23 protein-coding genes and 1 pseudogene are annotated in these 24,844 nt (G+C 73.9%); 12 read left to right on the forward strand and 12 right to left on the reverse strand.

Annotation, left to right across the window (positions count from 1 at the left end):
* The first annotated feature begins 56 nt into the window (after positions 1 to 56).
* The gene (locus tag ACFV4P_RS18315; RefSeq protein WP_073813418.1) at positions 57 to 389 is read left to right on the forward strand and encodes a YnfA family protein; all 333 of its coding nucleotides are present in this window, start codon (positions 57 to 59) and stop codon (positions 387 to 389) included.
* A 7-nt stretch (positions 390 to 396) separates the two neighbouring features.
* Here the strand turns inward: ACFV4P_RS18315 and ACFV4P_RS18320 are convergent, their stop codons facing one another.
* Both ACFV4P_RS18320 and ACFV4P_RS18325 read right to left on the reverse strand, forming a co-directional pair.
* The gene (locus tag ACFV4P_RS18320) at positions 397 to 870 is read right to left on the reverse strand and encodes a hypothetical protein (RefSeq protein WP_380472268.1); all 474 of its coding nucleotides are present in this window, start codon (positions 868 to 870) and stop codon (positions 397 to 399) included.
* A gap of 251 nt (positions 871 to 1,121) precedes the next feature.
* Positions 1,122 to 3,407: a hypothetical protein gene (locus ACFV4P_RS18325; protein WP_380472270.1), complete on the reverse strand. Its 2,286-nt coding sequence runs from the start codon at positions 3,405 to 3,407 to the stop codon at positions 1,122 to 1,124.
* 437 nt (positions 3,408 to 3,844) lie between these two features.
* Between ACFV4P_RS18325 and ACFV4P_RS18330 the strand changes: the two genes are divergently transcribed.
* A complete protein-coding gene (locus ACFV4P_RS18330) occupies positions 3,845 to 4,288 on the forward strand; it encodes a chaplin (RefSeq protein WP_380472272.1) in 444 nt (147 codons plus the stop codon).
* 171 nt (positions 4,289 to 4,459) lie between these two features.
* On the opposite strand, the gene ACFV4P_RS18335 is transcribed toward ACFV4P_RS18330, so the two are convergent.
* Complete coding sequence (locus tag ACFV4P_RS18335) at positions 4,460 to 4,813, reverse strand: hypothetical protein (protein ID WP_380472274.1); 354 nt, start codon at positions 4,811 to 4,813, stop codon at positions 4,460 to 4,462.
* 273 nt (positions 4,814 to 5,086) lie between these two features.
* Positions 5,087 to 6,298: a pyridoxal phosphate-dependent aminotransferase gene (locus ACFV4P_RS18340; protein WP_380472276.1), complete on the reverse strand. Its 1,212-nt coding sequence runs from the start codon at positions 6,296 to 6,298 to the stop codon at positions 5,087 to 5,089.
* A 99-nt stretch (positions 6,299 to 6,397) separates the two neighbouring features.
* Here ACFV4P_RS18340 and ACFV4P_RS18345 point away from each other — a divergent pair.
* The 9 genes and pseudogenes from ACFV4P_RS18345 to ACFV4P_RS18385 form a co-directional block, all read left to right on the forward strand.
* Positions 6,398 to 6,757 (forward strand): annotated as a pseudogene (locus ACFV4P_RS18345) (winged helix-turn-helix transcriptional regulator); the annotation flags it as partial.
* Positions 6,758 to 6,840: 83 nt separating this feature from the next.
* The gene (locus ACFV4P_RS18350) at positions 6,841 to 7,020 is read left to right on the forward strand and encodes a hypothetical protein (protein ID WP_380472278.1); all 180 of its coding nucleotides are present in this window, start codon (positions 6,841 to 6,843) and stop codon (positions 7,018 to 7,020) included.
* A gap of 37 nt (positions 7,021 to 7,057) precedes the next feature.
* A complete protein-coding gene (locus ACFV4P_RS18355; RefSeq protein WP_380472279.1) occupies positions 7,058 to 7,528 on the forward strand; it encodes a hypothetical protein in 471 nt (156 codons plus the stop codon).
* A gap of 23 nt (positions 7,529 to 7,551) precedes the next feature.
* Positions 7,552 to 8,064, forward strand: a complete 513-nt coding sequence (locus ACFV4P_RS18360; RefSeq protein ID WP_380472281.1) for a hypothetical protein — start codon at positions 7,552 to 7,554, stop codon at positions 8,062 to 8,064.
* A 78-nt stretch (positions 8,065 to 8,142) separates the two neighbouring features.
* Positions 8,143 to 8,655: a hypothetical protein gene (locus ACFV4P_RS18365; RefSeq protein WP_380472283.1), complete on the forward strand. Its 513-nt coding sequence runs from the start codon at positions 8,143 to 8,145 to the stop codon at positions 8,653 to 8,655.
* A 119-nt stretch (positions 8,656 to 8,774) separates the two neighbouring features.
* Positions 8,775 to 9,833: a Dyp-type peroxidase gene (locus tag ACFV4P_RS18370; RefSeq protein ID WP_380472284.1), complete on the forward strand. Its 1,059-nt coding sequence runs from the start codon at positions 8,775 to 8,777 to the stop codon at positions 9,831 to 9,833.
* Positions 9,830 to 10,630 carry a family 1 encapsulin nanocompartment shell protein gene (locus ACFV4P_RS18375; RefSeq protein WP_073813391.1) on the forward strand — a complete coding sequence of 267 codons (801 nt, stop codon included), beginning with the start codon at positions 9,830 to 9,832 and terminating at the stop codon, positions 10,628 to 10,630. The genes ACFV4P_RS18370 and ACFV4P_RS18375 overlap by 4 nt, the downstream gene beginning before the upstream one ends.
* Before the next feature lie 152 nt (positions 10,631 to 10,782).
* The gene (locus tag ACFV4P_RS18380) at positions 10,783 to 12,027 is read left to right on the forward strand and encodes a cytochrome P450 (protein WP_380472286.1); all 1,245 of its coding nucleotides are present in this window, start codon (positions 10,783 to 10,785) and stop codon (positions 12,025 to 12,027) included.
* Positions 12,028 to 12,082: 55 nt separating this feature from the next.
* Positions 12,083 to 12,859 carry an SGNH/GDSL hydrolase family protein gene (locus tag ACFV4P_RS18385; protein WP_380472288.1) on the forward strand — a complete coding sequence of 259 codons (777 nt, stop codon included), beginning with the start codon at positions 12,083 to 12,085 and terminating at the stop codon, positions 12,857 to 12,859.
* Positions 12,860 to 12,863: 4 nt separating this feature from the next.
* Here ACFV4P_RS18385 and ACFV4P_RS18390 read toward each other — a convergent pair whose 3' ends face one another.
* Together ACFV4P_RS18390 and ACFV4P_RS18395 are read right to left on the reverse strand one after the other, a co-directional pair.
* Positions 12,864 to 13,247, reverse strand: coding sequence for a PPOX class F420-dependent oxidoreductase (locus ACFV4P_RS18390; protein WP_073813389.1), 384 nt, complete (start codon positions 13,245 to 13,247; stop codon positions 12,864 to 12,866).
* A 35-nt stretch (positions 13,248 to 13,282) separates the two neighbouring features.
* Positions 13,283 to 14,656, reverse strand: a complete 1,374-nt coding sequence (locus ACFV4P_RS18395) for a glycosyltransferase family 87 protein (RefSeq protein WP_380472290.1) — start codon at positions 14,654 to 14,656, stop codon at positions 13,283 to 13,285.
* Positions 14,657 to 14,828: 172 nt separating this feature from the next.
* Between ACFV4P_RS18395 and ACFV4P_RS18400 the strand changes: the two genes are divergently transcribed.
* Positions 14,829 to 17,147 (forward strand): Tex family protein, encoded by a 2,319-nt coding sequence (locus ACFV4P_RS18400; RefSeq protein ID WP_380472598.1) that lies wholly within the window; start codon positions 14,829 to 14,831, stop codon positions 17,145 to 17,147.
* 43 nt (positions 17,148 to 17,190) lie between these two features.
* Here ACFV4P_RS18400 and ACFV4P_RS18405 read toward each other — a convergent pair whose 3' ends face one another.
* The 6 genes from ACFV4P_RS18405 to ACFV4P_RS18430 all read right to left on the reverse strand — a co-directional run bounded on the left by ACFV4P_RS18405 (position 17,191) and on the right by ACFV4P_RS18430 (position 24,576).
* The gene (locus ACFV4P_RS18405) at positions 17,191 to 17,757 is read right to left on the reverse strand and encodes an NUDIX hydrolase (protein WP_073813387.1); all 567 of its coding nucleotides are present in this window, start codon (positions 17,755 to 17,757) and stop codon (positions 17,191 to 17,193) included.
* 141 nt (positions 17,758 to 17,898) lie between these two features.
* Complete coding sequence (locus ACFV4P_RS18410; protein WP_380472292.1) at positions 17,899 to 18,489, reverse strand: hypothetical protein; 591 nt, start codon at positions 18,487 to 18,489, stop codon at positions 17,899 to 17,901.
* Between the two features lie 2 nt (positions 18,490 to 18,491).
* Positions 18,492 to 19,739, reverse strand: coding sequence for a hypothetical protein (locus tag ACFV4P_RS18415; RefSeq protein ID WP_380472294.1), 1,248 nt, complete (start codon positions 19,737 to 19,739; stop codon positions 18,492 to 18,494).
* Positions 19,739 to 20,482, reverse strand: coding sequence for an ATP-binding cassette domain-containing protein (locus ACFV4P_RS18420; protein WP_073813381.1), 744 nt, complete (start codon positions 20,480 to 20,482; stop codon positions 19,739 to 19,741). Before ACFV4P_RS18420 ends, ACFV4P_RS18415 begins: the two co-directional genes overlap by 1 nt.
* 78 nt (positions 20,483 to 20,560) lie before the next feature.
* Complete coding sequence (locus tag ACFV4P_RS18425) at positions 20,561 to 20,956, reverse strand: hypothetical protein (protein WP_380472296.1); 396 nt, start codon at positions 20,954 to 20,956, stop codon at positions 20,561 to 20,563.
* A gap of 284 nt (positions 20,957 to 21,240) precedes the next feature.
* A complete protein-coding gene (locus tag ACFV4P_RS18430) occupies positions 21,241 to 24,576 on the reverse strand; it encodes a hypothetical protein (RefSeq protein ID WP_380472298.1) in 3,336 nt (1,111 codons plus the stop codon).
* Between the last annotated feature and the right edge of the window lie 268 nt (positions 24,577 to 24,844).

Consider the following 24,844-nt stretch of genomic DNA (forward strand, 5'->3'; position numbering starts at 1 on the left):
ACGCCCCCGGGCCCGGTGCTGTCGGGTCCGGGGGCGCCGCCGTCTAGGGTGGCTCGGTGAGTACCGCCCGTTCGATCGTTCTGTTCGTCGTTGCCGCACTGTTGGAGATCGGCGGCTGCTGGCTGGTCTGGCAGTCCGTCCGCGAGTCCCGGCCGTGGTGGCTGGCCGGCCTCGGCGTCCTCGCGCTCGGCCTGTACGGCTTCACCGCCGCCCTCCAGCCGGACGCGAACTTCGGCCGGGTGCTGGCCGCGTACGGCGGCGTCTTCGTGGCGGGCTCGCTGCTGTGGGGCGTCGTCGTGGACGGCTTCCGGCCCACCCGCTGGGACGTGCTGGGCGCGCTGATCTGCCTGGCCGGCGTCGGCGTGATCATGTACGGCCCGCGCCGCTGAGCGGGCCTCAGCCCGCGATCCACCGCCAGCCGTTCTTGTCCTCGCACCGGATGGTCCGCCCCGAGGCGTCGGTGCCCTCCACCCCGTGGTCCGAGGCCCGGCAGAACTGGCCCGCCTTGTAGCAGTTCCCCGCGTTCGACCGCGGGTGGCAGCCCGCCGTGTCCTGGGTGGGCTCCGTCGCGGGCTTGGCGGTGGTGGTCCGCGCCGTCGGCTGCGGGGCCTTGGTGGCGGGCGCCTCGGTGGTCGGCGCCGGGCTCGGCGTTTCGGCCGACGGCGAGGGCGACGGCGTCGGGCTCGGGGTCGGGGTCGGGCTCGGCGTGGGGGAGTCGCTGGGGGACGGCGCGCTGCTGCTGGAGACGGCAGCCGACGCGGAGGGCGCGACCGGCCCGGCGTCGGTGGGCTCGCAGGCGGTGGCGAACAGTGCGGCGGCCAGCAGCGCGCCGGCGGCAGAGGCCCGGCGCAGGCGGAGGGAGAGGGACAACACGGCTCATCTCGGAGGGGGTTGGCGGGACGGGACGCCATCCTTCCGAGTGTGCGCGAGTCGTGGAGTTCGAGTGATGGGTTCGTTATCGATCGGCAATCCGGTCGCGGCGCAGCAGCTTTGAGGGTGCTCCGCCGAAGTTCGGCGGTGCGGTCGCCGCACGGCACCGGCCCGCGCGGTGCGCGGGCCGGTGCCGTTCCAGGTGGGATGTCGCCTTGTCAGTTCATCGGCCGGGTCTCCTGGTTCGGGCCTCAGGGCCGGGCCGCGCGGCGCCTGCGGTTGGCGGCGAACAGCATCGGGCCGGCCGCGCCGAGCAGGACCGCACAGGCCGTGGCCACGAGTGTCAGGCTTCCGGTACCGGTCGCGGCCAGCTGACCGGTCGGCTCGTGGTGCGCCGGCGGGTGGGGCTGGTTGGTGGGGCGGGGTGCGGGAGCCGACTGCGACGGCGTGACCATGACCTGTGCCGCAGCGGGCGTCGAGGTGACGGTGGCGGATTCGGGTCCGGTGGCGGTGGCGACAGCCGTGTTGTCGATCTGGTCCAGGTCGAGGTCCTCCGCGGTGACGGTGTAGGTGGCAGTGCAGACGACGGTCGCACCGGGTGCCAGCGGGCCGGTCGGGCAGGAAACGCTGGGCGCGGTGCCCGTGCCGGTGAACTCGGTGTCGGCGACGGAGGGCGCGGTGAGCGTGACGTTGCCGGTGTTGGTGATCCGGAAGGTGTAGGTGACGGTCTCGCCGGCGGCGGTCACGGTGGTGGGGGACGCGCTCTTGGCGAGGGTGAGAGCCGGGGACCGGGTGAGGGTGACCGTCGCGGAGTCGGGGGACGAGGTGACGGGTGCGCCGGTGGGCGGTTGGCCGGTGGCGACAGCGGTGTTGGCGATGGTGCCGGCATCGATGTCGGCCTGGGTGACGGTGTAGGTGGCGGTGCAGGTCATCGACGCGCCCGGGTCCAGGGTGGTGGACGGGCAGGAGATCGCCGGGGGAGTTCCCGCCCCGGAGAACGAGGTGTCCGTGACCGTCACGTCGGTCAGGGTGACCGCGCCGGTGTTGGTGACCACGTAGGAGTAGTCGAGGCTCTGGCCGGGGGCGAGGGTGGTGGTCAGGGTGTTGCGCTGGTTGGTCCCGCCGCCGTTGTTGCCCCCGCTGCCGTTCCCAGTGCCCCCGCCGTTGTTGCCCCCACCATTGTTCCCGCCCCCGCCGTGGCCGCCGCCCCCGCCGCCGCTGACGGAGACGTTCTTCTCCAGGGTGAGCGATGCCTGAGGGACGGTCACGGTGGCCGTGGCCGGGGGTGAGGTGATGGGGGCGCCGGTGGGCGATTGGCCGGTGGCGACAGCGGTGTTGGTGATGGTGCCGGTGTCGACGTCGGCCTGGGTGACGGTGTAGGCGGCGGTGCAGGTCATCGAGGAGCCGGCGGCCAGGAAGGGCGACGGGCAGGAGATGACGGGCGGTGTGCCGGTTCCGGAGAACGAGGTGTCGGTGACGTCGATGTCCGCCAGTTCGACGTTGCCGGTGTTGGTGACGACGAAGGAGTATTCGATGATCTGGCCGGCCGCGAGCGTGGTCACCAGGGTGTTGCGCCGGCTGTTCCCGCCGCTGCTGCCGCCGCCGCTGCTGCCGCCGCCGCCGCTGTTGTCGGAGACCGCGATCTTGTCGAGGACCAGCCCGGGCTGGTCCTGCTCTCCGGTCACGGTCGAGGTGGAAGGGGGCGTCGTGACCGGCGCACCGGTGGGCGGTTGGCCGGTGGCGGTGGCGGTGTTGGTGATCGACCCGGCGTTCACGTCGGCCTCGGTGACGGTGTAGCTCCCGCTGCAGGTCATCGAAGCGCCCGGGGCGAGGGTGGTCGACGGGCAGCTGATCGACGGTGGTGTGCCCGTCCCGGAGAACGAGGTGTCCGTGACCGTCACGCCGGTCAGGGTGACGTTCCCGGTGTTGGTGACCAGGTAGCTGTAGTCGATGACCTCGCCGGCGGTCAGGAAGGTCACCAGGGTCGAGCGGCGGGATCCGTTGTTGCCCCCGCCGTTGTTCCCGCTGCCGCCCCCGCCGTTGTTGCCGCCCCCGCCGCCGCCACTGTCGCCTCCGCCTTCGAACGCGGACTTCTCCAGGGAGAGCGCGGCGCTCTGGAGGGCGACCAGGGTAGCGGTGGACTCGGGTGCGGTGACGGTGGAACCAGCGGGCGTCAGCCCGGTGGCCGAACCGACGCTGGTGACCCTGCCGGCATCGATGTCGGCCTGGGTGGTGGTGTACGGCCCGGTGCACGTCATCGACGCGCCGGGGGCGAGGTCGGTCGCCGGGCAGGCGATCACGGGCGGGGTGCCGGTGCCGCTGAACGCGGTGGTCCCGACCGAGACAGCGGTCAGTTCCTCGTCACCGGTGTTGGTGACGGCGAAGGAGAAGGTGGCGGTCTGGTCGGCCGCGCTGACCGTGGTGGGGGAGACCGATTGCGAGACCGACAGGGAGGGCGACTGCGCCGAGGCCCTTCCGGCGAGGGGGAAGCCGGTGACGGAGGCCGTCGCCACGGCTGCCGCGGTTGCCAGTGTCATCAGGGTCCGGTGGAGGATACGACCGGCCCTCGGCGTCCCCGGGGGCGGTACGGACTTCCGCGGATCACGCGATGGTCGTGCGGTGCGAACTCTCATGCAGGTACTCCCAATCGTCTTGAGCGCAGGGCGTCCGACCAACAGGGCGGCAGACGGGCTCGAACAAATGTGGCGGGCACCCTCGGTCGGACGGTGATCAGGACACGTGCGTGACGCCTGATCAGCCGCTGTGTTTCACCGCGTCGGCCCACGGCTCACGGCTCACGGCCCACGGCCGGTAGTGGCGGGGCGGGCTGTCCGGCGCGCCGGGGCGCCGACGCGCCCGCGGCTCGCTCCGATCAGTTGTGGTTCCTCCGTCGGTGACGGGAGGCACCTCTGAATGGGCGACGGTGCAGCCGCGTTTCACCATGTTGGGGAGGATGGTCGGATAGCTCTTCCGCATGACCAACACCAGGAAGTACCTCGCAGCTGCCGGCCTCGCTGCCGCGCTTGTCGTCCTCCCCGTGAGCTCCGCCACCGCCCATGGACACGGTTCCGGCCACGGCGCGTCCGCCCTCGCCTCGCCCGTGGGCACGCTGTGCATCAACTCGGGTGACGCGGTCGCCAATGGCGTTGCCGCAGGATCGCCGGGCGTGCTGTCCGGCAACCAGATCCAGATCCCCGTCAACATCCAGGCCAACGTCTGCGGCAACACCATCGACATCGTCGGCCTGCTCAACCCGGGCGGCGGTGGCGGCAACGGCGGGGGCGGGAACAACGGCGGCGGCAACAACGGCGGCGGCGGCAACAACGGCGGCGGCGGCAACAACGGCGGCGGCGGGAACAACGGCGGCGGCACCGGCAGCGGGAGCAACGGCGGCGGCAGCAGCGGCGGGAACAGCTAGCAATCCAGCTGCACTTCTTCGTTCCTACTGGTCAATGGTTCGGGAGCGGGGTGAGTGGTGTGGAGGCGGGCGGGGACGGTCCTGGCGGATCGTCCCCGCCGCCGGGTGACTGCGTCGCGTGCAGTGACAGCTGCGGCGGGCGGGCGGGTCGGGCGATGGACTGATCGGGCGTCAGTCGGTCCTCGTCCTGCACCGGGTGGACGTGCTCTTGCCCCCGGTCTTGCGGCAGGTCTGACTGGCCTTCGGCTCCGGCTGCGGGGTCGTGGCGGTCGGTGTCGGGCTCGGGGACGGTGCGGGGGAGTGGCTGGGGGATGCGCTGGGCGAGGTACTGGGGGACGCGCTGGGGGAGGCCGTCGGGGTCGGGCTGGGTGGCGGGGCGTACGGCACGTTGCCGCCGATGACGGCCGGCGGCGAGGTGGGCGCGGAGGGGGCGGGGGCGGTGGACCCGCAGGCGGTGGCGAGCAGGCCGCCGGCCAGCAGCATGCCGACGGCAGAGGCGTGGCGCAGGCGGAGGGGGAGGGACAACGCGGCTCATCTCGCTGGGCGTTCGGTGGGGCGGAACGTCATCTTCCCGAGTGTGTGCGAGCCGTGGAGTTCGCGGGACGGACCTGTTACTGATCGGCAACCGTTCACGGACATGCAGCCGGACGACAATTCCGGGCGGAAATCGGCAGATTGGTGTCGGGTTCGTCCGTCTTCGGGCAGAAGTGGTCGCGGCACCGCCCCGACCCGCCGCACCGGCCCGCCGGAGGACGCCGAGGTGGCGGAGGTCCGGCGGCGGACCGTGCGGCCCGGCCGCTACTGGCGGTAGGTGGCGAGGAAGCGGCCGATGCGGTTGATCGCCGTCTCCAGGTCGTCGGCGCGCGGCAGGGTGACGAAGCGGAAGTGGTCGGGGCGGGGCCAGTTGAAGCCGGTGCCCTGGACGATGTGGATCTTCTCGCGGAGCAGCAGGTCGAGGACGAAGCGCTCGTCGTCGACGATCCGGTGCACGGCGGGGTCGAGCTTGGCGAAGGCGTACAGCGCGCCGCGCGGCTTGACGCAGGAGACGCCGGGGATCTCGTTCAGGGCCCGCCAGGTGACGTCGCGCTGCTCGGTGAGCCGGCCGTTCGGCAGGACGAGGTCGTTGATGGACTGCCGGCCGCCGAGCGCGGCCTGGACGGCGTACTGGGCGGGCACGTTGGGGCACAGTCGCATGCCGGCCAGCATGGTGAGGCCTTCCAGGTAGTCCTTGGCGCGCTGCTTGGGGCCGGAGACCACCAGCCAGCCGCTGCGGAACCCGGCCACCCGGTACGACTTGGACAGGCCGTTGAAGGTGAGGGTGAGGACGTCGTCGGCGAGCGCGGCCAGGCAGTGGTGCCGGACGCCGTCGTAGAGGATCTTGTCGTAGATCTCGTCGGCGAGGACCAGCAGGTTGTGGCGTCGCGCCAGGTCGAGCAGGCCTTCGAGGAGTTCCTTCGGGTAGACCGCGCCGGTCGGGTTGTTCGGGTTGATCACCACGATCGCCTTGGTGCGGTCGGTGATCTTGGCGGCGATGTCGTCCAGGTCCGGGTACCAGTCGGACTCCTCGTCGCACAGGTAGTGCACCGCCTTGCCGCCCGCGAAGGTGACGACCGCCGTCCACAGCGGATAGTCCGGCATCGGGACGAGCACCTCGTCGCCGTTGTCGACCAGCGCCTGCACGCTCATCTGGATCAGCTCGGAGACGCCGTTGCCGAGGTAGACGTCGTCCACGCCGACGTTCGGGACGCCGCGCTGCTGGTAGTACTGCACCACGGCGCGGCGGGCCGGCAGGATGCCGCGGGAGTCGCTGTAGCCGTGCGCGTTGGTGAGGTTGCGGACGATGTCCTGGACGATCTCCTCGGGGGCCTCGAAGCCGAACGGCGCCGGGTTGCCGGTGTTCAGGCGCAGCACGCTGTGGCCGGCCTCTTCGAGGGCGTTGGCGGTGTCGACGACCGGGCCGCGGATCTCGTAGCACACGTCTTTCAGCTTGCTGGACTGGCGAAACTCCATCAGCGGCCTCCCGACCCGTCACCGAGCCCCTGCGGCCGGCTTGCTTCGTTCTACCAAGTGAGCACTTGGAAAGTCCAACCTATTGGCTATGCTGACGGCATGCCACGCCGAAGCTACGACCAGTACTGCGCCGTCGCCCGCGCCCTGGACGCGGTCGGGGAGCGCTGGAGCCTCCTGATCGTCCGTGAACTCCTCGGCGGTCCCCGCCGCTACACCGACCTGCACGCCGACCTGCCGGGCGTCTCCACGGACATCCTGGCCACCCGGCTCAAGCAACTGGAGGCCGAGGGCCTGGTCGAGCGCCGCCGCCTGGAGCGCCCCGCCAACGCCACCGTCTACCAACTCACCGACCGCGGCGCCGAGCTGCGCCCCGTCATCGAAGCGCTGGCCCACTGGGGCGGCCCCGAGCTCGGCGAACCGCGCCCCACCGACGCCGTCCGCGGGCACTGGTATGCCGTCAAGTGACGTGTACCGCAGCTGATTTGGGTACGCTGACATGGTCCGGGCACGACCGGTCGCCCGGTGACGAATGGGGGACCACCATGCCGCGCCTGATCGAACTCGCCGGCTCCGCCGCCCGCGCGGTCGCCCGGCCGTTCCGCCGCGGCGCGGCCCACGACCCCACCGAGGCCCACCGTGCCGAGGTCGCCCGAGAGGCCGCGGCGGCCCGCCACCACCGGGCCGCCAACCACAGCTGGACGGGCGGCGGAGGGGCCCAATAGCAGCTCTTTGTCGGGGAGTTGTGCTTGGCTGGCGGCCATGGACGACTCCTCGCGCATGTGGATCACCGCCGTACCGCCGTTCGGCCCGGACGAGGTCGGGGTGCTGCTCTCGGTGGACGCCGACTCCGCCGACCCCGGCGAACGGATCGCCTGCCGTCTGCTGGATCGCGGCCACGAGGGCGAGGAGGGCGTGTTCTACCTGCTGCCCTTCGACCTCGCCGCCCGCTGCACCCGGGCCGGCGACCGCCTGGTCGTCGAGCTGGTCGCGCCGCGAACCGGGATCGAGGAGGAACTCGCCGAAGCGGAGGAGCAGTTGGCCGACAGCGCGGGCGAGTGGGTGGCGCTGCTGCGCCGCGAGCTGGTCACCGACTTCGAACCCGCCGAGCAGGACGGCGAGAAGCAGGCCGTACTGTTGATCGACCACGGCGGGCCGGTGGCGTCGCTGGACGAGCTGTTCGGCCGGTTCGAGGCCGGGGAAGCCGGGATCGCGGTGATCAACGCCCAGTAACGGCAGGCGAGGTGGAGGGGCAGATGGAGGAGACCGACCGGGCGCGGGCGGTCGCCGGGTTGCGGGCGGCGACGGTCGGGGTGGGCATCGGGCTGGCCCTGGTCCTGCTGGTCTGGGGCGGCATGGCGCTGTTCGGCGACGGCGGGCTCCCGTCGGGGATCGCGGGCGTGGCCGTCATCCCGGCGGGCACTCCGATGAGCACGCTGTGGCAGCGCCGCCCGGTGAACCGGCGGCCCGCGCTGCTGGTCGCCGCGCTGCTGTTCCTGCTGGTCGCCGTGTTCACGGCCACCCTCGGCGACGGCCTCTCCGACGACCCGGAGGAGGAGGCGGGCATCGGCTGGCTGCTGCTCGGCTACTTCCCGGGCGCGTTGCTGTTCGGCGCGGCGTTCGGCGGGCTGGCCGGCCCGCCCGCCGACGAACCCGGCCGCAACTGGCTGCGGTTCACCGGCCGCGGCCGCCGCCTCCACCTCGCCGCGTACGGCGCCCTGGCCGCCCTGCTCGGGCTGAACGTCGCCGCGGCGGCCGTGGTCGGCTGACACCGCTGCGCGGCGACCAACAGGGTGGAGGGGAGGGCGGCGGGGGGATCGTGGCGGGCGTCCGATAGGTTCCGCGCCATGCGTGAGAGCGATCGTGCGGGCGCGGCGGCCGGTTTCCGGGCGGCGGCGTTCGGGCTGGCCGTCGGGCTGTGCATGTTCCTGGTGGGCTGCGGCGTCATGGCGCTGCGCGGCGAGGGCCGGCTGCCCTCCTCGGCGCTGATCGTCGCGGTCGTACCGGTCAGCGGCAGCCTGGGCCCGCTGTGGCGGCGGTGGCCGCAGAACCGGCGGCCCGCCCTGGTGGTCGCGATGCTGCTGTTCCTGCTGGTCGTCCTGCTGTCGGCCGGGATCGCCGAGGGCCTCGGCGCGGACCCGGAGCCCGAGGACGGCCTCGACTGGACGATGCTGGGCTACCTCCCGGGCGCGCTGCTGGCCGGCACGGTGTTCGGCGCGCTGGCCGGCGAGCCGGGCACCAGGACCAATGACAGCTGGCTGCGGTTCGCCGGTCGCGGCCGTCGTCTGCACCGCGCCGTGTACGGCGGTCTGGGGGCGCTGCTCGTGCTGACCGTCGCCGTGACGGTCCTGGTCGGCTGACCCGTCCCCGGCGGTGGGGGACACGCCCGATTGGGGCGCTATGGCGGGGTCTCTGATCTTTTGCCGGGTATGGTCGGCGGGCGTCCGAACGTCCCGGCAGCCCCCTGGGAGCCTTCTCCATGCCGCAGCCCCAACCGGTCCTCGCCAACCTGACCGGGGCCGCCGTGTTCCTGGTGCTCGCCGTCGAGGACGGCGGCGAACCGGCCGTCCGCGAGCTGCTGCCCGACCTCGGCGGGCTGACCCGCTCGATCGGCAGCCGCGCCCCGCACGACGGGCTCTCCCTGGTGGTCGGCATCGGCTCGGACGCCTGGGACCGCCTGTTCGCCGGCCCCCGCCCCGCCGGACTGCACCCCTTCCAGGAACTCGCCGGCCCCCGGCACCTCGCCCCCGCCACCCCCGGCGACCTGCTGCTGCACATCCGCGCCGAACGCATGGACCTGTGCTTCGAACTCGCCACCCGGATCACCAACCGGCTCGGCGGCGCGGTGAGCGTCCTCGACGAGACCCACGGCTTCCGCTACTTCGACTGCCGCGACCTGATCGGCTTCGTCGACGGCACCGAGAACCCGGTCGGCGCGGAGGCCGCCGAGGCCGTGCTGATCGGCGACGAGGACCCGGCGTTCGCCGGCGGCTCCTACGTCATCGTGCAGAAGTACCTGCACGACATGGACGGTTGGAACGCGCTCAGCACCGAACGGCAGGAACTGATCATCGGGCGCACCAAGCTCGACAACCTCGAACTCGACGACGCCGCCAAGCCCGCCGACTCGCACGTCGCCCTCAACACCGTCACCGGGCCGGACGGCGAGGGCCTCGACATCTGGCGGCTGAACATGCCGTTCGGGTCGTTCACCGAAGGCGGCGAGTGCGGCACCTACTTCATCGGCTACGCCCGCGACCCGTGGGTGACCGAGGAGATGCTCCGCAACATGTTCCTCGGCCGCGGCCCCGCCGCCCACGACCGGCTGCTGGACTTCTCCACCCCCGTCACCGGGACCCTCTTCCACGTCCCCGGCGCCGACTTCCTGGGCGACCCGCCGCCCGCGCCCGGCAGCGCCGCCGCCCGCGCGCAGGCCGAGCCGTCGTCGGCACCGCAGTCCCCGACTCCGTCCGCGAATCCGGCGGCCGGGGACGGCAGTCTCCGCATCGGCAGCCTGAAGAGGAGTACCGCACCGTGAACAACCTGCACCGCGAGCTGGCGCCCGTCTCCGCCGCCGCCTGGGCCGAAATCGAGGAAGAGGCCCGGCGGACCTTCACCCTGCACCTGGCCGGGCGCCGGGTGGTCGACCTGCTCGGCCCCGAGGGGCCGGAACTCGCCGCGATCGGCACCGGCCACCTCGCCGACATCGCCGCGCCCGCCGCCGGCGTCCGGGCCCGGGCCCGGGAGTGCCGGGCGCTGGTCGAACTGCGCGTCCCGTTCACCGTCACCCGGGCCGCCGTCGACGACGTCGAACGCGGCTCCAAGGACTCCGACTGGGACCCGGTCAAGGACGCCGCCCGCACCATCGCCCTCGCCGAGGACCGCGCCCTGTTCGACGGCTACTCCGCCGCCGGCATCACCGGCATCCGCGACGGCTCCAGCAACCACCCCGTCGAGCTGCCCGCCGACGTCCGCGAGTACCCCAACGCCGTCAGTCGCGCCCTCACCGCGCTGCGGCTGGCCGGCGTCGGCGGCCCGTACTCGCTGCTGCTCGGCGCCGACACCTACACCGCCGTCAACGAGACCTCCGACCACGGCTACCCCGTCCACAACCACCTCGCCCGCCTGCTCGACGGCGAGATCGTCTGGGCGCCCGCCGTCGAGGGCGCCATCCTGCTCTCGGCCCGCGGCGGCGACTTCGAGCTCCACCTCGGCGAGGACCTCTCGATCGGCTACCTCTCGCACGACGACGCCACCGTCCACCTCTACCTCCAGGAGTCGCTCACCTTCCAGCTCCACACCCCGGAAGCCTCGGTCTCCCTGACCTCCCACTGAGTGGGTCTCCTGTCACCAACTGTGGCTGATGGCACGGGAGTTGACGGACGCGGTGGCGGAAACAGGCCAAAGGTGCGGGGAGGCTTCCGGGGCCCGGGAGGGCAGGCCACCATGTGAGGCAGCCCGGACAGCCTTGGTGAGGGGAGCACACCGTGTCCGATTCTTCCGAGCCCGTATGCCCGTTCCTCGACCCCACCGCGGCGGCGATGCACGCGGAGGCGGCCGAGCTGCGGGCGCAGGGCCCGGCGGTGCTGGTGGAGCTGCCGGGGAGCATCAGGGCCTGGTCGGTGACCAGGCACAGCGTGATCCAGGCGCTCACCCTGGACCCGCGGGTGTCGCGGGACTTCCGGCGGCACTGGCCGGGCATCGGCGAGGTGCCGGACGGGTGGGTGCTGGGGTCGGTGGCGTTCCAGGACAGCCTGGTCAACCGGTACGGGGAGGAGCACCGGCAGGCCAGGGGCCGGATCGCCCCGACCTTCCTGCCGCGCCGGGTGAAGCTGATGCGCCCGCAGGTGCAGGCGACGGCCGACCGGCTGGTGGCGGCGCTCGGCGCGCTCGAACCCGGTGAGCAGGCGGACCTGCGCGGGGCGCTGGCCAGGCCGCTGACGATGACGGTGATCTGCGACCTGTTCGGCGTGCCCGAGGAGATGCGCGAGGCGCTCGGCGCGCTGATCGACCAGGTGCTGGACTCCTCGCTGGCCGAGGAGGACGCCTTCGCCGCGCAGACCGAACTCTACGTCCGCCTCGGCGAGTTGGCGGTGTACAAGCGGGCCAACCCGGCCGCCGACCTGACCAGCGACCTGCTGCTCTCCGACCGGCCGGGCGAACAGCCGCTGGCGGAGCACGAGTTGGTGGGCACCCTGTTCACGATGATCGCCGCGGGCTTCGAGACCGCCGTCAACCTGATCGCCAGCGCCGCGCTGGAAATGCTCACCCACCCCGAGCAGTTGGCCCGGCTGCGGGCCGGCGCGATCGACTGGACGGACGTGATCGAGGAGACGCTCCGGCTGGAGGGCCCCGTCATGTACGTCCCGCTGCGGTACGCGCTGGAGGACATCGACCTCGGCGAGGGCGTGCTGATCGCCAAGGGCGACCCGATCATGGTCGGGTTCGCCGCCGCCGGCCGCGACCCGCAGGAACACCCGGACCGCCCGGACGAGTTCGACCCGGCCCGCGCGGACAAGGGCCACCTGGCGTTCGGCCACGGCCCGCACTTCTGCGTCGGCGCGCCACTGGCCCGGCTGGAGGCGGAGATCGCGCTGAGCACCCTGTTCGAGCAGCTGCCCGAGCTGGCCCTCGCCGAACCCGGGCAGTGGCCCGCCCGCCTCCCGTCGCTGATCGTCAACGGCCCCGAGTCCGTCGACGTGGTGCCCCGGCCGCGCACCGGCACCGCCTGACCCGCCGGTTACGCCTGGGTAGGGTGGGTCCGCAGAAACGGACCCAGGAGGCGGTGTGCGGCAGTACCGGGCGATGGTGGCGGTGGGCGACTCGTTCACCGAGGGAATGTGCGACGACGTCCTGCCCGACGGGCAGTTCCGCGGCTGGGCGGACCGGGTCGCGGCAGCGCTCGCCGCCGAACAGGACGGCTTCCGGTACGCGAACCTCGCCGTGCGCGGCAAGCTGATCGGGCAGATCCGGGACGAGCAGGTGGGCCTCGCCGCCGCCATGGACGCCGACCTGGTGACGCTGGCCGGCGGGCTCAACGACGTGCTGCGGCCCGGCTGCGACGTGGCCGAGGTGGAGCGGCGGCTCGGCGAGTGCGCGGCCGAACTCGCCGCCGAGGGCCGCACCGTGGTGCTGTTCACCTCCACCGACCCGACCCGGCGGATGGCCGGCAGCACCCGGCTGCTGCCCGCGATCCTGCGGATGAAGGCCTACGTGGAGCGCACGGTGCGGGAGCACCCCGGCCGGATCGTGCTGGTCGACCTGTTCTCCGCGCCCGCGTTCGACGACCGCCGGATGTGGGCCGAGGACCGCCTGCACCTCTCCCCGGAGGGGCACCGGCGGGTCGCGCTGGCCGTCCTGGAAGCACTCGGCCGCCCCTCCGAGGAGGACTGGCGGGCGCCGCTCGCCGAACCTGACACCCGCACCCGCGGCCGGAAACTGCGCGAGGACGCCCGCTGGCTCGGCACCCACGTCGGCCCGTGGATCGGCCGCCGCCTGCGCGGCCGCTCCTCCGGCGACGGCCGCCCCGCCAAGCGCCCCGAACTGCTGCCCTACCGCGCCTGAGACCTCAGGCGAGGACGACGGTGAGACCGATCGTCCCGGCCGTTCCGCGGCGCAGCCGGCTGCCGAGCAGCAGGACCCGGCCGAGCAGCCCGTACTTGCGGGCCAGCAGCTTGCGGTAGCGCTCGGCGGTGGCGGCGTCGGCGACCGTCGCGGTGGCCGGCACCGCCTCGCCGGTCGGGTTGCCGCGCACGTCGCACGGCCCGACCAGGACGTCCGCGCGCCGCCGGATCCGCTTGACCTTCCACGAGTCGGCGGCGGTCCACACCCCGAGGGTGTCGCCGTCGCGGACCATCCAGACCGGCGTCGGCACGGCGCTGCCGTCCTTGCGGTAACTGGTGATCAGCAGGTAGCTGCCGGCGGCGAGCCGGTCCAGCGCGGTGTCGGCCATGGCCGCGAGTGTACGGCGTCAAGGCCGGACAGGCCTTAGGCGGAGCGCACCGGATCGGCGTCCGGCCGGGGCCCGGCGGGCTCCGACGCGGGCCGGCGGCCCCGGGCGGCGGACGGGACGGTCGCCCGCCACAGCCGGCCCGCCGACCACAGGCCCGCCGCCAGCAGCAGCCCGTTGCGGGCCACGATCACCACCGTCGGCCGCCAGCCGCCGACCATCGCCGCCTCGAAGAACAGCGGATAGTCGACGGTGGTCAGCCCCACCACCGGGATCAGCAGCAGCGCCACCGGCCGCTGGCAGGTGCCCCGCACCGACAGGCACACCGCGGCCAGCCCGATCAGCCAGATCAGGTACTGCGGCGAGATCACCCGGCTGGTCAGCGTGAACAGCAGCACCGCGGACAGCGCCGCGTCGTACGGGGTGGCGGCCGTCCAGCGGCGGGCCCGCAGCCGCCACAGCAGCAGCCAGCCGAACGCGGCGGCCGTCAACAGCAGCGACAGCTGGGACGCCGCCCGGACGTACGGGCCGATGAACTCCATCGAGCCGTAGTGGTGCTGGACCAGGCCCGGCCAGCCGAACAGCCGCGCCACCTGGAACGCCGTGCCGCCCAGCGACTCGATCTCCACCCCGCGGGCACGCTGCGCGTGCAGGAAGTCGAAGGCGTGGTCGAACAGCGCGGCCAGCACCAGCAGCAGGCCCAGCGCCGCCGCCGCCGTCGCCGTCCAGGCCTGCCGGGTGGTGCGGCCGCGCGGCGTGCCGAGCACCGTCAGCGCCGGCCACACCTTCACCATCGCGCCGATCCCCGCCAGCGCCCCCGCCAGCCGCGGCCGGGCCGGCAGCAGCAACAGCGACACCACCGCCAGCCCCGTCACCGCCACGTCGTAACGCCCGTACGGCAGTCCGAGCAGCAGCGGCAGCGTCAGCGCCCACAGCCAGGCCCCCGACGTCGAACGGCCCGGCCGGCCCAGCGAGACCCGCAGCAGCGCGCACTGCGCCACCGCGTCGGCCAGCAGCATCAGCAGCCAGAACGCCTGGAGGTACGTCAGGAACGGCAGCAGGCGCGGCGCGAGCATCCACAGCGCCGCGCCCGGCGGGTACTGCCAGGTGACGTCGTTCACCGGGAAGGTGCCGCTGCTCAGCACCTCGGACCAGCCGCGGTACAGCCGGTCCACCTCCTCCGTGGACTCGGTCTTGCCGGAGCGGACCAGAGCCACCATCAGCATCCGGCTGCCGAGCCAGTACGCGGCCAGCGCGACGACCTCGCGGGGCCAGGTCGCGGGGCGGGTCCAGCGGATCGGCCGGGCGGGGACCTGCGCCACCGTGTCCTCCAGGGCGGTCGTGGTGCGCTCGTGCTGCAGGGGTGGGCCGGGCTCCCGGACGTCGGCCGAGATCCGTGCGACCTCCCTCATATCAGACAAATCGGGTGCCGATTGACCGGCTCCGGCGCGTGTCCGCACACGTCCCCGGAACGCGCCACGCCCCCGCCCACCACCCGGCCCGCCCGATGAACGTCCGCCGGACCTGCCAGAATGCACGGGCGAGAAAGCGAAACCACCAGAAAGGGTGACCGGCATCGTGACCATGCCCGTCGAACGCAAGATCGCCGAGGAACTGGGCGTCCGCGAGAACCAGGTACAGGCCGCCGTCGGCCTGCTCGACGGCGGGGCGACCGTCCCCTTCATCGCCCGGTACCGCAAGGAAGCCACCGGCGCCCTCGACGACACCCAGCTGCGCACCCTGGAGGAGCGGCTGCGCTACCTGCGCGAACTCGAGGAGCGCCGCACCGCCGTCCTGGAGTCCATCGACTCCCAGGGCAAGCTCGACGACACGCTGCGCGCGCAGATCCTCGCCGCCGACTCCAAGGCCCGGCTGGAGGACATCTACCTCCCGTACAAGCCCAAGCGGCGCACCAAGGCGCAGATCGCCCGCGAGGCCGGCCTCGCACCGCTCGCCGACACGCTGCTCGCCGACCCGTCGCAGGACCCGGCCGCGCTCGCCGCCGGCTACGCGAACGAGCAGGTCGCCGACGCCGCCGCCGCGCTGGAGGGCGCCCGCGCCATCCTGGTCGAACGCTTCGGCGAGGACGCCGACCTGGTCGGCTCGCTGCGCGAACGCATGTGGACCCGCGGCCGGCTGGTCGCCAAGGTCCGCGACGGCAAGGAGCAGGACGGCGCCAAGTTCGCCGACTACTTCGACTTCGCCGAGCCCTACACCAAGCTGCCCTCGCACCGGATCCTGGCGATGCTGCGCGGCGAGAAGGAAGAGGCCCTCGACCTCGAACTCTCCCCGTTCGACGGCGCCGAGGAGGCCGACCTGCCCGGCGCGAGCGACTACGAGCAGCGGATCTCCGCCCGCTTCGGCATCGCCGACCGCGGCCGTCCCGCCGACAAGTGGCTCACCGACACCGTCCGCTGGGCCTGGCGCACCCGCGTCCTGGTCCGCCTCGGCATCGACCTGCGCAGCCGGCTGCGCGCCGAGGCCGAGGACGAGGCGGTGCGGGTCTTCGCCGCCAACCTCCGCGACCTGCTGCTCGCCGCCCCCGCCGGCACCCGCGCCACCATGGGCCTCGACCCGGGCTTCCGCACCGGCGTCAAGGTCGCCGTCGTCGACGCCACCGGCAAGGTCGTCGCGTACGAGACCATCTACCCGCACCAGCCGGCCAACAAGTGGGACGCGGCGCTGGCCGTGCTGGCCCGGCTCGCCGCCGAGCACCGGGTGGACCTGGTCGCGATCGGCAACGGCACCGCCTCCCGGGAGACCGACCGGCTCGCCGCCGACCTGATCACGCGTCACCCCGAGCTCGGGCTCACCAAGGTGATGGTCAGCGAGGCCGGCGCGTCCGTGTACTCCGCCTCCGCGTTCGCCGCCCAGGAACTGCCCGGCCTCGACGTCTCCATCCGCGGCGCGGTCTCCATCGCCCGCCGCCTCCAGGACCCGCTGGCCGAACTCGTCAAGATCGACCCCAAGTCGATCGGCGTCGGCCAGTACCAGCACGACCTGAGCGAGCTCAAGCTCTCCCGCTCGCTGGACGCCGTCGTCGAGGACTGCGTCAACGCGGTCGGCGTGGACGTCAACACCGCCTCCGCGCCGCTGCTCACCCGGGTCTCCGGCATCACCGGCACGCTCGCCGACAACATCGTCGCCCACCGCGACGCGAACGGGCCGTTCCGGACCAGGCGCGCGCTCAAGGACGTCTCCCGGCTCGGCCCCAAGGCGTTCGAACAGTGCGCGGGCTTCCTGCGGATCCCCGACGGCGACGACCCGCTGGACGCCTCCGCCGTGCACCCCGAGGCCTACCCCGTGGTCCGCCGCATCCTCGCCACCACCGGCGGCGACCTGCGCGCGCTGATCGGCAACGGCTCGGTGCTGCGCTCGCTGCGGCCCGGCGACTTCGCCGACGCCACCTTCGGCGTGCCGACCGTCACCGACATCCTCGGCGAACTCGACAAGCCCGGCCGCGACCCGCGGCCCGCCTTCCAGACCGCCACCTTCAAGGACGGCGTGGAGAAGATCTCCGACCTGGAGGTCGGCATGGTGCTGGAGGGCGTGGTCACCAACGTCGCCGCGTTCGGCGCGTTCGTCGACATCGGCGTCCACCAGGACGGCCTGGTGCACGTCTCCGCGCTGTCCAAGAACTTCGTCAAGGACCCGCGCGAGGTGGTGAAGCCCGGCGACATCGTCCGCGCCAAGGTCACCACCGTCGACGTCCAGCGCAAGCGGATCGGCCTCACTCTGCGCCTCGACGACGAGACCCGCCCCGCCGCCGGCCCCCGCGAGAGCGGAGCCCGCCGCGACTCCCGCCCCCCGCGCCAGGACCGCCGCCAGCCCGACCGCACCCCGGCCCCGCCCGCCAACTCCGCCATGGCCGACGCCCTCCGCCGCGCCGGCCTGGGCAAGTAGCGCGCCTCCGCACGTCGGCCGGTCCGGTGCGGATCGGCCGACGTCATCCGCCGGTGCGGGATTCCGTGGCGAGGGCGATGAGTTCGGGCCACCAGGGGTCGCGGTGGTGGGCGAGGAGGCGTTGGGCCTCTTCGGGGGTGGTGAGGCGGACTTCGAGGACCTGTTCGCCGTCGGCGGGGTTGGTGGGGGCGGAGTCGACGAGGACGTCGGCCCAGCCCCAGAGCCAGGCCTTGACGGGGTGGGGCTGCCAGGGGCGGTAGGGGGTGGGGCCCTCGGAGACGGCGAGGTGGTGGCCGATCCAGGTCGGGGGGCCGATCAGGCGGGCGCCGGCCTCCTCGCGGAGTTCGCGGGAGAGGCAGGCCCCGATGCTCTCGGCGGCCTCGCGGGTGCCGCCGGGGAGGAACCAGTGGCCGCGCACGTCGCGGCAGAGGACCACGCGGCCCTCGGTGAAACCCACCAGGTGGATGTTGGTGACCAGTTCGTCCGGTGGCAGTTCGGTGGTGAACTGCGCGTCCATGCCGCCCCACTCCCAGCGCTGCGGCGCGTGGAGGGCCGGGAACCTGGCCGCGAGCGCGGCTCTGTCATCTGCTCTGCGCGTCGTGTCCGTCATCGATCGATCGTAGTCCTGACCGGACGGAACCGGACCCGAGTGGTCAACGAATCGGACGGAACGTCACCCTCCGGTGGGCAGACGTCAATTCACCGCACCGGGAGGTCACCCGCCGGTGGCCTCCCGGTCGCCCGGACGGGGTCAGGCTGCGGCGAGATCCGCCCGCCGCGACCACTCCAGCGGCCCGCGCCACAGCAGCAGCACGCCGACCGCGAGGAGGAACAGCACCTCCAGCGCCGCCGGCACCGACCCGGCGGGCAGGAACGGCCACGCCCAGACCCGCGGCACACCGCCCCGGATGCCCAACGAGGCGCAGACGAACGGGAAGACGGAGACCACCAGGCCTGCCGTGAGCATCCCCGCGCACCAGCGGACGATCAGCGCCACGCCCAGGTAGCCGGCGAAGTCCCGGGCCACCATCACGCCGGTGCCCGAGTGGAACCCGACCGCGCCGGCCACCGCCGTCGCACCGAGCACCGCGGCCACGTCCAGCAGCGCCACCCGGCGCACCGCCGTGCGCTCGGCCATCGCGTCGGAGCGCCCGTAGCCGTACAGGAACAGGCAGACCGGGACGAGCGGCAGCAGGAACGCCATCGGCAGCGGGAAGGAGATGCCGCCCACCACGATCGGGACGGGCACCACGATCGACCGGGTCAGCGAGCCGAGCAGGACCGTCAGCACGGTGCCGGCCAGCACCGCGGGCAGCGCCCGCACGCGCAACCACCAGAGCACGGCTACCCCCGTCCCGGCGCGGCGGCGGCCAGGTAGTGGCCGGGGTCGAGGTCGGGCGTCCGGTCGCAGGCGGTCAGGGTCTCCACATTGCGCCGGAACCAGGCGAGTTGGGAGTCGGCCGGGGCCTGGACCAGGCGGCTGACCAGCTGCACGTCGTCAGGCCGGTACCGGCCGTTCAGCTCCTGCGGCCGAAGGCCCGCGCTGACCGACAGCCAGGCGTTCAGCGGGCCGACGGCGCGGGCGCCCGGCCAGGCGCCGCGCTCGGCGCACTCCGGGAGTCCGTGCGGGACGGCGGAGCGGGCGACCGCGTTCAGCACCTCGCCCCGGGACGGGTGCGGGGGCAGCAGGGTCAGCCGGTCGGCGCCCTGCACGCCCGCCGCGGCGAGCTGCGCGTGCGCCTGGTCCACCCAGGCCCGGATGTCGTCCGCGGACGCGCGCTGCTCGGGCCACAGGCAGACCTGCGGCCGACCGGAGTCGCACCGCAGCAGGCTCTCGTCCCGGGCCACCGACGCCTTGAACCCGAGCGGCACGGCGAGCACCGAACCGACGGCCAGCGCGCCCGCCACCGCCGCCACCGCGGCCGTCCGCAGCAGCCAGGCGCTCCCGGCGAGCCAGAGCGCGGCGGCCGCGATCGCACCGACGGCGACCACCGCGGAGGCGGCCAGCGCCCGGTACGACACCTGCTGGTCGAGCGCACAGCACTCGGACAGGTTGTGGCCGTTCAACTGCCGTACCCACAGCGTGTTCAGCGACGCCGGGTAGGCCATCCAGACGAAGCTGGTCACGGTGACCAGCGGCACGGCGAGCAGCGTCGGCAGCGCCTGGCCGGCGGCGTAGCCGAGCGCGGTGTGGGCCGCCACCACGAGGAGTTCGGTGCCCAGGATCGACAGCGTCGGCCCGCCCGGCGCCCCGGCGGCGTCCGGCGCCAGCACGGCGAGCGGCAGCAGCACGGCGAGCAGGCCCATCGCCAGGACCGGCGCCGTCCGCCAGACGGCCAGCGCCGCGGCCGACCTGACCGGCGCCCCGTCCAGCACCCGGGAGGCCCTCACCCGGGCCCCCTCCCATGCGGCGCACGCGGCGCAGGCCGGGGCGGTGAAGCCCAGCAGGAACGAGCTCTGGGCCGTGACGGAGGCCCAATAGCCCTCCACCACCCAGGCGTTGACGTTGCCGACGTACGCGAACACCCAGACGAACAGCGCCGGGGCGACCCGCAGTGCGATCGAGGTGCGGAGCAGGGTGCGCCAGCGCATCACGCCTCCTCGGCGACGAGTTCGGAGTACGCGGCCTCGGCCCGGCGCTCCTCGGAGACGCCGGCCGGCACCCGGCCCAGGAACTCGCCGATCGAGCCCTGGTACCTGACCTGCCCCTGGTCGAGGACGACCACGCTGCGGTAGCTCGCGGCCAGGTCCTCGGTCTGATGGGTCGACACGACGAAGCTCACGGAGTCCTGGAGGTCGGTGAGCAGCCGGCGGAACGCGGAGCGCTGCGCCGGGTCGAGACCGGCCGTGGGCTCGTCGAGCAGCACCACCTCGGCGTCGTGGACCAGTGCCTGCGCGATGCCGAGACGGCGGAGCTGACCGCCGGAGAGTTCGGTGCTGCGCCGGTCGGCGAGCTGGGTCATCCGGACCTTCGCGAGCGCCCCGAGCGAGGCCTCCCACGCGGCGTCGCGACCCATCCCCTTGAGCCAGCCGCCGTACGCGACCTGCTCGCGCACCTTGAGTCCGGCGACCGGTCGGACCTGTTGCGGAAGCCATCCGACCTTGCGCCGGTAGGCCCGGACGGCCGACCGCCCGGAGGCGGTGACGCTGCCGAGCCGGACGTCCCCCGACTTCGGTTTCAGTGCGGTGGCGGCGATCGCCATCAGCGTCGATTTTCCGGCGCCGTTGGGGCCGAGCAGCACGGTGGCGCCGGGGTCGAAGGAAATGCTTAACTGCTCGATGACCGGCAGCCCGCGGCGATAGCTGAACGAGCAGTTCGAAATCTTGATCGGCATGGCATTCCGTTTTCGGGGCGAATTGTTTATCGCCCGGTCGGCACCGGGGAATTCCGGTGCCGACCGGGCAATTGAGCGTCAGTATGCCGTGTAGACGCTGCCCACGTCGATCGGGCCGGCGTGGTAGTCGATGAAGTAGAAGCTGCCCTTGTCGGACATCTCGCCCCAGCTGCTGGTGTCGCAGTAGTTGTTGCGAGTGCCGTAGGTGGCGTCCGGCCAGTACGAGATGTCGCGGTCCAGCTCAAGCTGGATGGCGCCGGATCCCGAGTAGATGGTGCAGCTGGAGAAGCTGACCGTGGTGGAGTCGTGGTCGGCGTGGTTGTCGGTCCAGCGGCGCGACTCGTTGCCGGAGTTCCAGCTCTGGATGTAGGAGCTCCAGTTGCCCTCGGCCTGGGCGGGTATGGCGCCCAGGGCGGTGACGGCGAGAAGCGCGGCACCGATCACACCGGCCCGTCGGCGCATGAAGTTCTTCATGCCATTCCTTTCGGCTGGAAAAGAGCGCCTCGGCGGCGCCGAGGCGCGGGCCGGATCCGTTGATCATGGCCCGCGGATAAGCATGATTTTCACACGTGCCCATGTCAAGGGAAATTTTCCGGACACGGACCGGCCGTATCCGGCCGGTTTACCTCGGCTTTTGTCGAGCGAGGTCCGGAATATGATGAGAGCGGCCTATGTCTTGATCATCCGTGATGATGGAAACGTGTGGGAAGCGTGCGGGAAGGGCGATTTGCGCCCGCGGCGCCCCGTCTGCCGGTCGCTCACTCCAGCACGGTGACCTGCTCCCGGGCCGCCGCGCGGACCTCGGGGTCCGGGTGGGCGCGCAGGTCGGCCAGGACGGCGGGCCAGTCGCCGGACCAGCTGCTTCGGGTGCCGAGGCGGGCGGCGAGGGCGGCGGCCAGCAGGCCCGCGGCGGTGGCACCGGAGGCGGCCAGGGTGCGCACGTGGCCGGCCGCCGCGGCGTCGGCGTCCACGGGGAGGGGGTGGGGGCCGGCCACCGTTTTGGCGAGCTTGCGGGCCAGTCGGGCGGCCAGCAGGGGGCGGTCGGCGAGGGCGTCGGCGAGCCGGGCCAGGTCGGCGGCGAACTCGGGGCGGGCCGGCGTGGCGGCCCGCGCCAGCAGTTCCGCCCGGAGGTCCAACAGGTCGTGGTGGCCGGCCAGTTGCTCGGCCTGGGCGAGCAGCACGGGCCGGCGGGAGTGGTCGGTGAGGACGGCGAGGCGCTGCCGGGCGGGCAGGTCGCGGCCCGGCGGCTGCCCGGCCTCGGCCTCGGCGGCCAACAGGCCCGTCAGCGCACGGTGGTTGAGGCTGCCGGGGGCCGTGCCGCCGGTCGGGTGGGCGAGGTCGGAGTCGGCCAGGGCTCGCAGCGCCGTCGCGGCCGCCCGCCAGGTGCCGCGGTTGCCGAGGTCGGTGACCAGCCCCGGCAGCGGGTCGGCGACGGCCGGCAGGTAGCGGGCCCACCGCGGCAGCGCGGTGATCGCGACCCGGGCCGCCATCAGGTCCTGCTCAGAGCCGGTCCCGGTGGCGACGGACGCCACCAGCTCGGCGTAGCGCGGACGGTGACGGGCCGCGAGCTGCTGCGGCGCGGTGGCCAGCACGGCCTCGCGGACCTGCGGCTGCGGGTCGGCGGCGGCCTCGGCGAGCAGCTGCCGGGCGGGGGCGGTGTCCAGCAGACGGTGGCAGCGGGAGGCCGCGGTGGCCCGGACGTCCGGGTGCTGCCCGGGGGCGTGGAAGGCCGCGGCGACCAGCTCGGCGGCCTGCGCGGCGGGCAGGAAGCGGGCGGCCAACCGGACCGCCTCCTTGCGGGCGGTGACCTTCGCCCCCGTCGTCCGCCCGGCGAGCCCGGTCAGCAACTCGGCCAGTCGGGCCGGGTCGGCGTGCCGGGCGGCCCGGCCGGCGGCGTACAGCGCGACCCGGGCGCGGTCGTCGCCGGCGTGCTCCAGCAGCAGCGGCAGCGCGGCCGCCGGGTCGTCCGTCCAGGGGAGTGCGGCGAGCGCCGCCTCGGCGATCAGCGGGTTCGGGTCCCCGATGTGACGTCGCATCAACTCACTTCCGCACTCGGGGAGTTGCGCGGCCTGTCGGATCGCCCGGGCCCGCTCGTCGTGCGGGCGTCCGGGTTCGGCGGCCGACGCGAGCAGCCGGCCGGCGCGGGCCGCCTGGCGGGGCAGCCAGTGGCCCGCGTGCCGGGTCGGCAGCGGGGGGCGCGGCTCGCCGTTGCGCGGGAAGCGGCCGGTGGGCGGGACGTCGGCCAGCAGCGTGGAGTCGAGCAGGTCGGTGCGGACGGTGCTCAGGCAGTGGTGGACGGGCCCGAAGAACGCTGCCGACGGGTCGAGTTCGAGCGCCGTCAGCACCTTCTCGGCCCGGCCCCGGCGCGGCCGCAGCCAGAGTTCCAGGACGTCGGAGAACGACCGGGTGCGTTCGACCGTCAGCGCGCTGCGCAGGCGGGCGTCGAGCTCGGGGAGCAGCTCGGCGCGCGGGCCGAGCGCCCGGACCAGGGCGATCAGCAGCCAGTGGTGCTCCTCGCGGTCCAGCGCGGGGCGCAGCGCGTCGAGCACCTGCTGCTCCTGGCCGCGGCGCAGCTGCCGGTGCAGGGTGCGGGCCCACGGGAGGGCGGCGGCGTCGTTGAGCCGTTCGACGGTGGCGAGGGCCCAGTCGAGCAGGGCGGGCCGGTCGCCGGAGGGGTGGGCGGCGAGGACGCCGAGGGCCGTGGCGCACACGTGGTGGCGGCTGCTGGGGGAGCGGTCGCGGGCGGCGAGCGCATCGCCGGCGAGTGCGGCGAGGGCGTCGGCGTGGGCGTCCTCGAAGCGGTGGGAGGGGAAGCGGGAGAGCGCGTGCAGGGCGCTCTGCCGGACGGGGTCCGGTTCGTTGCGGATCGTGCGCAGGGCGTCCAGCAGTCGGCCGGGCGCGGTCGGGCGGGGGTCGTGGGCGGCGACGGCGGTCAGCTCGTGCCACGCCTTGGAGCGGTCGCCGGGGCCGGGCCGGCGGGTGCCGGGCAGCAGGGCGGCCCAGGCCTCGTCGGGCGGCAGCAGCGGCGTCAGGTACGTCAGGTGGTGCTCGGTCAGGCCGCGGGCGAGCCCCGCCGCGTGCAGCCGGCGGACCTCGGCCCAGCGGCGTTCGCGGGGCAGCAGGTACAGCATCGGCACGGTCAACCGGTCGGCGGTGAGCGGCAGTTCGCCGGCCGCGGCGTCCAGGAACGCGGCGCGGCGGGACGGCGGCAGGGCGCGCAGCAGGGCGGTGATGCGGCGCGGGTGGGGCAGCCAGTGGCGGCCGAGCGCGGCCAGTGACGGCGGGTCGGCGCGGGCGATCCGCGCCAGCGTGGTGCGGCTGGGCAGCGCCTCCCAGCGCTCCGGTTCAAGGACGGGGTCGTCGGCCAGCAGGGCGGTGGCGCGTTCGGCGTCCACCTGCACCAGGGCGCCGAACGCGGCGATCAGGGCCGGTCCGAGGCGGGGCGGGCGGTGGCGGTCCAGCAGGTCGAGGACGCGGGCCGGGCGGAGCGTCGCGGCGGCGGCCAGTCGGCGGGTCGACTCCGCGCCGCCACCGGCGAGTTCGCGCTCCAGATGGTCGAGCACCAGGTCGGGGTGGAGCTTCGTCAGTCGAGCCCAGGAGCCCACCGCGTGAGCCAGGCCGGGCAGTTCGGCGGCCACGGTCTCCGGCGGGCAGCACGGCAGCAGCAGCGCGGCCTCCTCGTCGCCCCAGTGCGTGCGGACCGCCGTCAGCAGCCGGGCGGCGAGGGCCGGGCGGTGGCCGAGCGCGAGTTCGCGGCGCAGCGCGTGCCGGACCACGGACGAGCCGTCGAGGTAGGCGACGAGCACCGCCTCGTCCGATATCGGCAGGGTGCGCAGGGCGCGGATCGCCCGGCCGCGGACCTCCGCGTCCCGGTCGGTGAGCAGGCGGGCGAGCAGGTCGGCCCGGCCGGTGAGGACGGCGGCGAACGCGGACAGCCGGCGTCGGTACCAGTCGCCGTCGGCGAGTTCGGCGATCAGCCGGTCGGCGTCGGCGGGCCGTGCGCCGCGTACGGTGCGGGCGAACAGGGCGGTGCGCTCCGGGTACGGGAGCGGGTCCATGGCGGCGAGCAGCGGCGCGGCGTCGAGCGGTTCCATGCGGATCATTCTCACCGGCCGGGCGGCGGGGCTCGACGGGTTTTCGCCCGGCCCTGCGGCGGCCGGGCGGCGGCCCTGCGGCGGGGCTCGGCGGCGGCCCTGGGGCGGCCCTGGGGCGGCCCTGGGGCGGTTCTGCGGCGGTTCTGCGGCGGGGCTCGACCGGGTGGTCGTACGGCCGCGGGGGGGGGGGGGGGGGGGGCCCCCCCCCGCCGCGGGGGGGGGGGGGGGGGCGGGCCACCCGAATTACAGGCGGGGCGCCGGGGCCCCC

The organism is Kitasatospora sp. NPDC059795 (assembly GCF_042732175.1).
GTDB lineage: Bacteria > Actinomycetota > Actinomycetes > Streptomycetales > Streptomycetaceae > Kitasatospora.

Bases quoted from the DNA above. Each gene is read 5' to 3' on its own strand.
- ACFV4P_RS18325 (WP_380472270.1), bottom strand. From the start codon at position 3,407: ATGACACTGGCAACCGCGGCAGCCGTGGCGACGGCCTCCGTCACCGGC.
- ACFV4P_RS18330 (WP_380472272.1), top strand. From the start codon at position 3,845: ATGACCAACACCAGGAAGTACCTCGCAGCTGCCGGCCTCGCTGCCGCG.
- ACFV4P_RS18340 (WP_380472276.1), bottom strand. From the start codon at position 6,298: ATGGAGTTTCGCCAGTCCAGCAAGCTGAAAGACGTGTGCTACGAGATC.
- ACFV4P_RS18350 (WP_380472278.1), top strand. From the start codon at position 6,841: ATGCCGCGCCTGATCGAACTCGCCGGCTCCGCCGCCCGCGCGGTCGCC.
- ACFV4P_RS18355 (WP_380472279.1), top strand. From the start codon at position 7,058: ATGGACGACTCCTCGCGCATGTGGATCACCGCCGTACCGCCGTTCGGC.
- ACFV4P_RS18360 (WP_380472281.1), top strand. From the start codon at position 7,552: ATGGAGGAGACCGACCGGGCGCGGGCGGTCGCCGGGTTGCGGGCGGCG.
- ACFV4P_RS18365 (WP_380472283.1), top strand. From the start codon at position 8,143: ATGCGTGAGAGCGATCGTGCGGGCGCGGCGGCCGGTTTCCGGGCGGCG.
- ACFV4P_RS18370 (WP_380472284.1), top strand. From the start codon at position 8,775: ATGCCGCAGCCCCAACCGGTCCTCGCCAACCTGACCGGGGCCGCCGTG.
- ACFV4P_RS18390 (WP_073813389.1), bottom strand. From the start codon at position 13,247: ATGGCCGACACCGCGCTGGACCGGCTCGCCGCCGGCAGCTACCTGCTG.
- ACFV4P_RS18395 (WP_380472290.1), bottom strand. From the start codon at position 14,656: ATGAGGGAGGTCGCACGGATCTCGGCCGACGTCCGGGAGCCCGGCCCA.
- ACFV4P_RS18400 (WP_380472598.1), top strand. From the start codon at position 14,829: ATGCCCGTCGAACGCAAGATCGCCGAGGAACTGGGCGTCCGCGAGAAC.
- ACFV4P_RS18405 (WP_073813387.1), bottom strand. From the start codon at position 17,757: ATGACGGACACGACGCGCAGAGCAGATGACAGAGCCGCGCTCGCGGCC.
- ACFV4P_RS18415 (WP_380472294.1), bottom strand. From the start codon at position 19,739: ATGCGCTGGCGCACCCTGCTCCGCACCTCGATCGCACTGCGGGTCGCC.
- ACFV4P_RS18420 (WP_073813381.1), bottom strand. From the start codon at position 20,482: ATGCCGATCAAGATTTCGAACTGCTCGTTCAGCTATCGCCGCGGGCTG.
- ACFV4P_RS18425 (WP_380472296.1), bottom strand. From the start codon at position 20,956: ATGAAGAACTTCATGCGCCGACGGGCCGGTGTGATCGGTGCCGCGCTT.
- ACFV4P_RS18430 (WP_380472298.1), bottom strand. From the start codon at position 24,576: ATGGAACCGCTCGACGCCGCGCCGCTGCTCGCCGCCATGGACCCGCTC.